4 protein-coding genes are annotated in these 4,601 nt (G+C 43.0%); 1 reads left to right on the top strand and 3 read right to left on the bottom strand.

Features of this window, described 5'->3' with window-relative positions; translation table 11 throughout:
• Positions 1-117: 117 nt before the first annotated feature.
• The 3 genes from NL643_RS22560 to NL643_RS22550 all read right to left on the bottom strand — a co-directional run bounded on the left by NL643_RS22560 (position 118) and on the right by NL643_RS22550 (position 2,675).
• Positions 118-357: an SgrR family transcriptional regulator gene (locus NL643_RS22560; protein WP_249121495.1), complete on the bottom strand. Its 240-nt coding sequence runs from the start codon at positions 355-357 to the stop codon at positions 118-120.
• A 387-nt stretch (positions 358-744) separates the two neighbouring features.
• Complete coding sequence (locus NL643_RS22555) at positions 745-1,362, bottom strand: OmpA family protein (RefSeq protein WP_025576707.1); 618 nt, start codon at positions 1,360-1,362, stop codon at positions 745-747.
• Positions 1,363-1,367: 5 nt separating this feature from the next.
• Positions 1,368-2,675: a TolC family outer membrane protein gene (locus tag NL643_RS22550; RefSeq protein WP_253645237.1), complete on the bottom strand. Its 1,308-nt coding sequence runs from the start codon at positions 2,673-2,675 to the stop codon at positions 1,368-1,370.
• Positions 2,676-3,044: 369 nt separating this feature from the next.
• Between NL643_RS22550 and NL643_RS22545 the strand changes: the two genes are divergently transcribed.
• The coding region (locus tag NL643_RS22545) for a VCBS domain-containing protein (RefSeq protein ID WP_253645236.1) at positions 3,045-4,601 on the top strand (1,557 nt) is incomplete at its 3' end.

Below are 4,601 nucleotides of genomic sequence, written 5' to 3'. Positions count from 1 at the left end.
AGTGTTGAGTGAAATCATCACGGCTGTTGTGACGAAGAGACCGTACCCAAACGTTTTTGATCTATAAACTGCATATGTTTCTTCAGATCTGGTAAGTCAAGATACCTCGGTGAACGCTTACCTATACAGGGCTTGGTGCATAGAAATCATAACTTTGAGAGTACTAGCTTTTCCACGGCCACGACCTGGTGTCCAGCTTATCCAACCATAGTCATGTAGCATTTTTATAACATTGGAAGTATTACGCCGAGAGGTTGCGAATACGGTTTCTAACTCATCTAAGCTTACTTGATGCAATTGCGAATGATTATAATGATTTAATAACTGACTCAATCTGCGAAGGCATGTTTCGGTCATTTTGCAGCGCCATAGTTTGTAAATAGATAGGAATGCGACACTCGACTTTAGTATGTAAAATAACCAACCACTAGTTTGGAATAGCTAAGACTTCTCACTGTAACTCGTTCGAAAAAGTGCAATCACTTGTTTAAGTGAAATATGTTACTACTATTTTTATCTGACAGCTTTTATTTTTTATAATTAAATAAGTTAATAATATTTTCTAAAGTAAGTTACAACTATATTAATTAGATGGTTCTTAATTTCGTACGGAGCTCAATTCTCTAAATGAATGGTGGTGATTAGCTTTAGTTTAAGTCAGTAAAATGTACTGATATCTGTTTCATCAAGCCCCTATAGAAGATGCCTCTAGCCATTGATGAAAACTGGCCAGAGGCAGGGGTGTTAGTTTACCTTGGGAAAGGTAGTAAATATCGTCCACTCATCTTTAACCATGCCTTTATGGCCAATGACGGTAGCGGTTACACGACGGTTTAAAGCGTGGCTGACATCATCTGTCCCCAATTTAGCTAAATGGGTATCACCAAAGCCAACAATAGTTAACCTGTCCTCTGAAATACCTTGCTTAATTAATAGGTTGCGTACGTTACTTGCTCGGCGGCGTGATAGCTCAAGGTTGTAAGCTGCGGTACCAACTTTACTTGCGTAACCCTGTATTTCGATAGAAGTCGTAGGGTACTTCTTAAGGAATGCTGCTAATTCAGTAATCTTACGTTGGAATACTGGATTAATGCTGTCTGAATCATTAGCAAACAAAATCTTAAGTTGATACTGTTCTTCTTTGTTTAGGTAGGTTTCGCAGCCATCATTATCTACTTCGGCACCAACTGGGGTATTCGCACATAGATCACGAGCATTGATTACGCCATCGTTATCTACGTCATGAAGGTCAGCGACTTGAATGTGCTCCGGAGTAGGGATGTAATCGAACTTATCAGTCGCAAATGCACTATTTAGGCTCATTGTTGATAGAGCTAGAAATATTAAGGTATTGTTTTTCATTGTGTTTAGTACTCTACTGGCTGAGTCCATTCTTGCGGAATATCGACGCGCAATGCATCAAGAAGTTTTCCTGTAGAAGTTAGAGTTCGGTATTTAGCGTATTGTTGATCGAACTGCGTTTCGAGGTAGTTTTTGCGGGATTCAAATAGCTCATTTTCAGTATTGAGCAAATCAAGCAATGTACGTTTACCAATGCGGTACTGCTTTTGATAAGCAACAACGGTGTCTGACATTGAACCAACATGTTGGCTTAGAAAGGTTTTTTGTTTGCCAGTCAATTCTAAAGCACTCCATGAGAGACTAAGCTCTTGCTCAACACTTCGGTAGGCACGTTCACGTAGGTCTTTCGCTTTGTTGAGCTGGTAGGCCATACTATCAGTGTTTGCTGAATCTCTGCCGCCATTATATAGGTTATAGCGGACGCGAAGCATAGCAGTGGTTTCAGAACTGTTACCTTCAATACCTCCTGCATCATCACGCCAGTTTTGTGCTGCTTCAACGGAAACTACTGGATAGTGGTTCGCATCTGCTTGCTGGTACTGGTATCTTGCAGAGTCGACATCTGCTAAAGCTATCTTTATCACTGGGTGGTTTTCAAAAGCTTGATTTTTGGCCTCATCCAAGGAGTCGGGAATAAAGTTTTGGTCTGCGCGTGGAAAGATTAGATCCTGAGGGTTTTCACCCACTAATCGAATAAATGTGGTTTGCGCATCTTTGTAGTTATTTTGTGCAGCTAGTAAATTGCTGTGAGCTTTTGCTAGGCGACCTTCAACTTGAGTCAAGTCGGCGACTGAGCCTATTCCTGATTCTGTGCGTTTTTTGATGTCAGTATAAATACGCTCGTGCGTATTTAAGTTGCTTTCTGAAAGAGTAATGAACTGCTGTGCCTTAATTACATCCAGATACGCTTTAGCAACTTGTAGGGCAATATTTTGAGCATCAGCAAGCAATTGATAACGTACCGATTCAGCGTCTGCTGATGTGCGTTCGATATCGTAAAGAGTTTTAGAACCATCCCAAATCAACTGGCTAAATGTAATTGCAGCTTCTTTACGGGTCATGTCGGTTCTATCTGCGGAGTTCGCTGGATCTATGCCCTCATAACCGATACCTGCGTCTAAATCGATGGTCGGTTTGTATGCACCAGTGGATTGATCAATGATGTAGCGTTTACTCATATATTCATTGAACGCACTTTTGATCTCTGGGTTGGTTGCAAATGTAACCGCTACGGCTTGCTCTAATGTTTGTGCACTGGAATGAAGAGGTATTAACAAACCAAAACAAACAACACTAATACTACTAAGCTTCAAAAGAAGTCTCCCCAAATAATTCGCAACGCTAATTATCTTTAATTTATTGTCTCAATAATGAAACTTTAAGAACCGGATATATTAAAGAAAACGTTTGTATCAAATCTGGCTTGGTTAATTTAAGCCATCATTTTAAAAAATGTAATCGCTGGAACAAAGTCCCTAAAAATAAGCCGCATAGCTTATGACTTTCTGGGGCAAAATAAAACCACTTTAAAACATGAAACTTATTGTGGGAACAAGTGCATGTTGTACATTGAGCAAATAATGATAAACTATTAACTAAATGTATCACTGCCTGAAATAATTCTCATTGCCTGATTTAGTCAAGGGGAGGGGTTATTTCATCTGTTAAATGGGGTAATAACTTTGGTTGGAAAGTCAAATTCAACGACGGATAAGTATGTTGTAATCGGTAAAGATGGTCATATTAGAGTAGTTGAATCTAAGGAGAACCTACTTCCGGGTGAGATTGTCGTGGAGACGTTGAATGGTGATTCTCTACCTGCGCATGCCTCATTAGAGCGCAGTGATACAAATTCAGATATATCTCCTGAAGTTGAGGAAATCATTAAAGCCGTTGCGCAAGGTGATGACCCTACAGAATTAGGAGAAGAATACGCTACTGCTGCAGGTGAGCAATTAAGTTCTAGCTTAACCAATTCCGGAACAATTGAACGTTCAGGGGCTGAACTTCTGGCAAGTACGTTTTTTGAAACTTCAGGTTTAGACAGTGAGCAGAGCGATACCAATGTTTTACCTGACGTGCATCGTTCTACTGAAATAGATAGTAGTAACTCCTCGGCGTTAATTGATGGTGACGATGTGGGGGCAGTAAGAGAAGACGTAACGCTTACCACAGGTGGCAACCTAAACGTGGATGACCCTGATGCAGGTGAAGCGGTCTTCCAACCCCAAACGGACGTTCAAGACGGTAACTGGGGTATTTTCTCTATCGATGAGCAAGGTAACTGGACGTATGAGTTGAACAATAGCCACCCAGACGTTCAAGCGTTGGACGCCGATAGTGATCCGATTATTCGTACCATGACAGTAACATCTGCAGATGGCACGACTCATGACGTGGTCGTGACGATCACGGGCTCAGACGACAAAGCAGTCATCACACCTGATCAACCGGGTGATGATAAAGGCGCGGTTCAAGAAGACGTAACGCTGACTACTGGCGGCAACCTAAACGTGGACGACCCTGATGCAGGTGAAGCTGTCTTTCAACCGCAAACCGACGTTCAAGATGGCAACTGGGGTACCTTCTCTATCGATGAGCAAGGTAACTGGACGTATACGCTGAACAACAGTCACCCAGATGTGCAAGCGTTAGACGCTGATAGCGAACCGGTGATTCGCACCATGACAGTGACGTCTGCGGATGGCACGACTCATGACGTGGTTGTGACCATTACGGGCTCAGACGACAAAGCGATCATCACACCAGATCAACCGGGTGATGATAAAGGCGCGGTTCAAGAAGACGTAACGTTGACCACTGGCGGCAACCTAAATGTGGACGACCCTGATGCAGGTGAAGCGGTGTTCCAACCGCAAACCGACGTTCAAGATGGTAATTGGGGTACCTTCTCTATCGATGAGCAAGGTAACTGGACGTATACGCTGAACAACAGTCACCCAGATGTGCAGGCGTTAGACGCTGATAGCGATCCGGTGATTCGCACCATGACAGTGACGTCTGCGGATGGCACCACTCATGACGTTGTAGTCACCATTACGGGCTCAGACGACAACTCCATTATTACGCCAGGTCAACCGGGTGATGATAAAGGCTCGGTTCAAGAAGACGTAACGCTGACCACTGGCGGCAACTTAAACGTGGACGACCCTGATGCAGGTGAAGCGGTATTCCAACCGCAAACCGGCGTTCAAGATGGCAACTGGGGTACCTTCTCT

Source organism: Vibrio sp. Y42_MX_L11 (genome assembly GCF_024181785.1).
GTDB lineage: Bacteria > Pseudomonadota > Gammaproteobacteria > Enterobacterales > Vibrionaceae > Vibrio > Vibrio diabolicus.
The sequence above is the reverse complement of the archived record's forward strand: the minus strand, read 5'-3'. Positions and strand labels throughout refer to the sequence as shown.